Below are 4,666 nucleotides of genomic sequence, written 5' to 3' on the forward strand. Positions count from 1 at the left end.
GGCGAGGAGCTCGCCGTGATCGAGACGCCCGAACTCGACCAGCAGTTGAATCAGGCGAGGGCCGACCTTGCAAGCGAGAAGGCGGACGCCGCACTGGCCAAGACGACTGCCGATCGCTGGCAGGGCCTTCTGGACTCCGACTCCGTGTCCCGCCAGGAGGTCGATGACCGCAACCAAGGCTATGTGTCGAAACAGGCTCGCGTGGTGGCGGCTCAGGCCAACCTCGACAGGCTGGTCGCGACCAAGACCTTCGCCAGGATCGTCGCTCCGTTCGACGGTGTGATCACCGCGCGCGACACCGACGTCGGTGCATTGATCAATGCGGGCGGTGGTGTCGGGCCGCAGCTCTTTTCGGTATCGAGTGTGGATAAGCTGCGTCTGTACGTGCGCTTGCCGCAAGAATATGCACCACTCATCAAATCCGGTGGGACCGGCACCTTCACCGTCCCGGAATATCCCGGCAAGAGCTTTACTGCCACGGTCGTGGGTCTGGCCGATTCCGTCAATGCGTCATCGGGAACGACGCTCGTCCAGTTGCTGTTCGACAATTCCGGTCATCTCCTGCTGCCGGGTGGCTTCGTGAATCTCAACTTCTCGCTGCCGGCACGTGCTGGCGCGTTGCGCGTGCCGGCCAGCGCGCTGATATTCGACAACAAGGGGCTCCGGCTCGCGACCGTCGATCATAACGACACGATCCGGTTCAAGTCCGTAGCGATCCTGCAGGATCTGGGAAACGCGGTCGATATCGGCTCGGGGCTGGCCGAAAGTGACCGTGTGATCGACACGCCGCCCGATGGTCTTGTCGAGGGTGACCATGTCCAGGTGATCAAGCCAACGGCTAAGGTTGTCAAGCATGGCTAAGTATCCGGGATTGGCCCCAATTATGAGTGCCATGGCGCTTGCCGGGTGCTCGCTCGCGCCGCACTACGAGGTGCCCGATGTGCCCGTCGCGGCACAGTACCAGTCTCACGGACCCTGGACCGTGGCCATCCCGGCTGACCAGCTTGACCGCGCGGGATGGTGGAAGCTGTACCAGGAGCCGGGACTCGATGACCTCGAACAACGCCTGATCGCAAATAACCCCGACCTGAGCGCCGCGTATTTTCACTATGTGCAGTCCCAAGCGTATATCAAGCAGGTCAGCTCGCAACTGTATCCTCAGGTATCCACTGCGGGCATTTACCAGCGCGAGCGCCAGTCGGACACGCGGCCCTTGCGCCCCCCCGGCTCGCCGGACAACTACAACTCGGCCACGCTGGGCGTGGCAGCGGACTACGAAGTCGACCTTTGGGGGCGCGTGCGCGATTCGGTTGCTGCAAGCAAGGACGAGGGTCTGGCGTCAGGCGCTGATCTGGCGTCGACGCAGTTGAGCCTCGAAATCGAGCTGGCTCGAAGCTATGTCGACGTGCGCGGCCTTGATCAGCAAATCCAGCTAATCGAGGGTACTGACGAGGCGTATCAGAAGGCGCTCGACCTGACTCGCAGGCGCCATGGCGGTGGAGTCGTGTCAGGTCTGGATGTGGCGCGGGCTAGCAACCAGTTGGCGGCGGCCGAGTCCGAACTCACGCAGGTCAGGGCCAGGCGAGCATTGCTGGAACACGCGATTGCCGTGCTGGTGGGCGCGTCGGCGTCGGACTTTCACATTGAGCCGAGTACGCGTCCAATCGCATTGTCCGCCGTCCCTGTGGGTGTGCCCTCGGCATTGCTGCAAAGGCGACCGGATGTCGCCGCGGCCGAGCGGCGCGTAGCGGCGGCCAATGCACAGATTGGCGTTGCTCGTTCTGCGTACTTCCCGACACTGACGCTCAGCGCGGCGGGCGGCGTGCAAAGCTCGGTGTGGGCGGATCTGCTCAGCGCCCCCAGTTCCTTTTGGGCGATCGGGCCAATGCTTGCGGTGTATCTCTTCGATGGCGGCAGGCGGGCGGCAAAGGTCGAGTCCGCGAAGGCGGCAACGTCAGAGGCGGGAGCACGTTATCGGAGCGTGGTGCTGGCCTCGTTCAGGCAGGTGGAAGACGACCTCTCGCTGCTCGACGACCTGGGCATTGCAACGAATCAGCAGCAAGAGGCCGCAAGCGCCGCTGACCTGTCGGTCAACCTGTCGCTCTCGCTGTATCGGCGCGGTGCGGTCAGCTATCTGGACGTGGTCACGGCACAATCCGCTGCGCTCGAATCGGAACGCAGCGTCATCCAGCTTCGAACGCAGCAGCTGGACGCGAATGTAGACCTCATTCGCGCGCTCGGCGGTGGCTGGACCAAGGATGATTTGCAGGTCGTGCAACTACCGGGTGGATAGCATTCAACCTTTCCCGCTCGCTGCGATGGAAGCATTCCAGTTGAACCTGTTCATTCATGGTCTCGAACACCGTGAATCCGGCGGGGTCAATCATCGCCCGGGATCATTCCGGCGCCAAAGCGTCGGTAGACCATCCGCGCCGCATAGTCCAGCAAGAACCCGAGCACACCGATCACCAGGATCACCGCGGTCAATTCGGAGTAGGCGAGCCGGTCGCGCGTGTCGAGGATGAGGTATCCCAGTCCCGCGCTCACGCCCAGCATTTCCGCCGGCACGAGCACGATCCACAGGATGCCAATCGCCAGCCGCACGCCGGTCAGCACATGCGCGGCGATGCCCGGCACGTAGACATGCCACAGCATTTCGGAGCGCGTTGCCGCCAGGCTTTCTCCGAGTTGCAGCCAGCGCCGGTCGATTTGCGCGACGCCGGCGGCGGTGCTCATCGCGAGCGGCCACACTGCTGCGAAGGCGAGCAAAAAGTACACAGCCCGATCGCCGACGCCTAGCGACATCACCGCGATCGGCATCCACGAGAGCGGCGAAATCATACGCAGGAATTGCAGCGTGGGGGACAACGCCGAGTCCAGCCAGCGTAGCCGGCCGAGCAGGAAGCCTAGCGGCACGCCGATCAAAAGCGCCCACGCCAAACCCACGGCAATGCGCCGCAAGCTCGTGACAATATGCACGAACAAGCGGTCGTCATTGATGAGCGACGGCAATGCCGCGAAGGCGCGTGTCGGCAGGAACTGTGCGGCGAGACTCTCGGGGCCGGCGATTAGCGTCAGTACGAGCCACCAGAGCGTCACCACGGCGACGATGCCGGCTAACCCTAGAGAAGTTCGTCGTATCCACGAGCGGGCGCGTGGGCGGCTGTTTGCGTCAACGCCGGGTTCTTGACGAGAGGAAGACAGGCTAGACAACGATGGTCTCCGAACGGGTGAATCCATCGGGCAGGCCGAACGTCTTCATACCGCCGACCGCCGCGATGCTGTTCTTGACGAACCGGTCGTCGACCAGATCGCGGGCGACGAATGCCGGATCGAGTTTGCTAAGAAACTGCGCATTGCCTTCCACCTGCGTGGCCTTCATCTTGCGTACCAGTTCCTCGGTATAGCTCGGGTACGGATAGGGCTGGAAGTCGATGCGCTTTTCATGCCAGTCCGCATGGATGATGGCGCGATCGGCGAGATAACGCCCTTCGTCGCTTGCTGGCGGCGCGAGCACGCGGGTCAGGATTTGCGGCGTGTGCGGTGTGTAATGATTCTTGCCGTCCTTGGAGAGAAGCTGGGCCGCCTCTGCCGGATGGTCGCGCGTCCACACCTGCGCCTTGACGATGGCATCGACCACCTTCTGCGACCACGCCGCGCGCCCGGTCAGATCCTGCTCGTGCATGAACACGACGCAGCACGCATGGTCCTTCCAGACATCGCCCGTAAAGCGCAGGATCTTGCCGATCTTGAGTCCTTCAGCCGCCGCATTGAATGGCTCGGCGACGATAAACCCGGCGATCTGTCCTGACGCCAGCGCCGGGGGCATGTCCGACGGGGACATCACAATCAGGTTCACCTCGTTCGCCTTCGGCGCGTTCGTATTCTTGAGAACCGGCACGAGCCCTTGCGAGCGCAGCATGTCCTGCAGCACGACGTTATGAACCGAGTACCAGAACGGCACGGCGACCGTTTTGCCACCGAGGTCGCTGAGCTTGTTGATGGCCGGCGCGACCGTGAGACCCGAGCCGTTGACGTGGTTCCACGCGACGACTTTCGCTGGCGCGTGACTGCCGTAGCGAGCCCAGACGGTCATCGGGGAAAGCAGGTGCACGACGTTGACCTGACCCGACAGGAACGCTTCGACCAGTTGTGCCCAGCTTCGCAATAGCGTCGGTTTGTCGGCGGAGATTCCCGCTGCCTCGAAGTAACCGTTGTTGTGCGCGACCAGCAACGGGGTGGCGTCGGTGATGGGCAAATAGCCGATCCGCACCGGCGCATCCGGCTCGCTTGCCGCTCTTGCGCTCAACGAGCCAAGCAAGGGCGCCGCGCCTGCGACGGTGAATATGGAAGCGAGTTTCAGCCACTCGCGGCGGGACATCGGAACCTGGCACATGGACATTACTGCGTTTCCTGCGTTTTTTTTGTTGATTGAACGTGAGCCTCGACTACGGCCTTACGTGCCATTGCGTGCGCTTAGGTGAGCTTAGGTGCCCTTACGTGCTGGCGGCGCTATAAGCGGGGCGTGCAGACGAGATCGAGTCTTGCAATGCCTCAAGGATCTCGATTCGCAACGCACCCAGCGCGTGCACCGCGGTGACACGCGGCATAGGGACCGTCACCTGCCATTGCGCGATCAAGGCGCCCTGAGCGCCGAGCAGCACGA

At 62.9% G+C, this 4,666-nt stretch carries 4 protein-coding genes; 2 read left to right on the forward strand and 2 right to left on the reverse strand.

The window, feature by feature from the left end; all coding sequences use genetic code 11:
- Both WCA53_RS33780 and WCA53_RS33785 read left to right on the forward strand, forming a co-directional pair.
- The coding region (locus WCA53_RS33780) for an efflux RND transporter periplasmic adaptor subunit (RefSeq protein WP_423922393.1) at nucleotides 1-861 on the forward strand (861 nt) is incomplete at its 5' end.
- Nucleotides 862-883: 22 nt separating this feature from the next.
- Nucleotides 884-2,293, forward strand: a complete 1,410-nt coding sequence (locus WCA53_RS33785) for an efflux transporter outer membrane subunit (protein WP_423922396.1) — start codon at nucleotides 884-886, stop codon at nucleotides 2,291-2,293.
- An 86-nt stretch (nucleotides 2,294-2,379) separates the two neighbouring features.
- On the opposite strand, the gene WCA53_RS33790 is transcribed toward WCA53_RS33785, so the two are convergent.
- Nucleotides 2,380-3,213 carry an ABC transporter permease gene (locus WCA53_RS33790; RefSeq protein WP_423922400.1) on the reverse strand — a complete coding sequence of 278 codons (834 nt, stop codon included), beginning with the start codon at nucleotides 3,211-3,213 and terminating at the stop codon, nucleotides 2,380-2,382.
- Nucleotides 3,206-4,396 (reverse strand): ABC transporter substrate-binding protein, encoded by a 1,191-nt coding sequence (locus tag WCA53_RS33795; protein WP_423922405.1) that lies wholly within the window; start codon nucleotides 4,394-4,396, stop codon nucleotides 3,206-3,208. Before WCA53_RS33795 ends, WCA53_RS33790 begins: the two co-directional genes overlap by 8 nt.
- Between the last annotated feature and the right edge of the window lie 270 nt (nucleotides 4,397-4,666).

Source organism: Caballeronia sp., from assembly GCF_049581465.1.
Classification (GTDB): domain Bacteria; phylum Pseudomonadota; class Gammaproteobacteria; order Burkholderiales; family Burkholderiaceae; genus Caballeronia.

Bases quoted from the DNA above. Each gene is read 5' to 3' on its own strand.
- WCA53_RS33785 (WP_423922396.1), top strand. From the start codon at position 884: ATGAGTGCCATGGCGCTTGCCGGGTGCTCGCTCGCGCCGCACTACGAG.
- WCA53_RS33795 (WP_423922405.1), bottom strand. From the start codon at position 4,396: ATGTGCCAGGTTCCGATGTCCCGCCGCGAGTGGCTGAAACTCGCTTCC.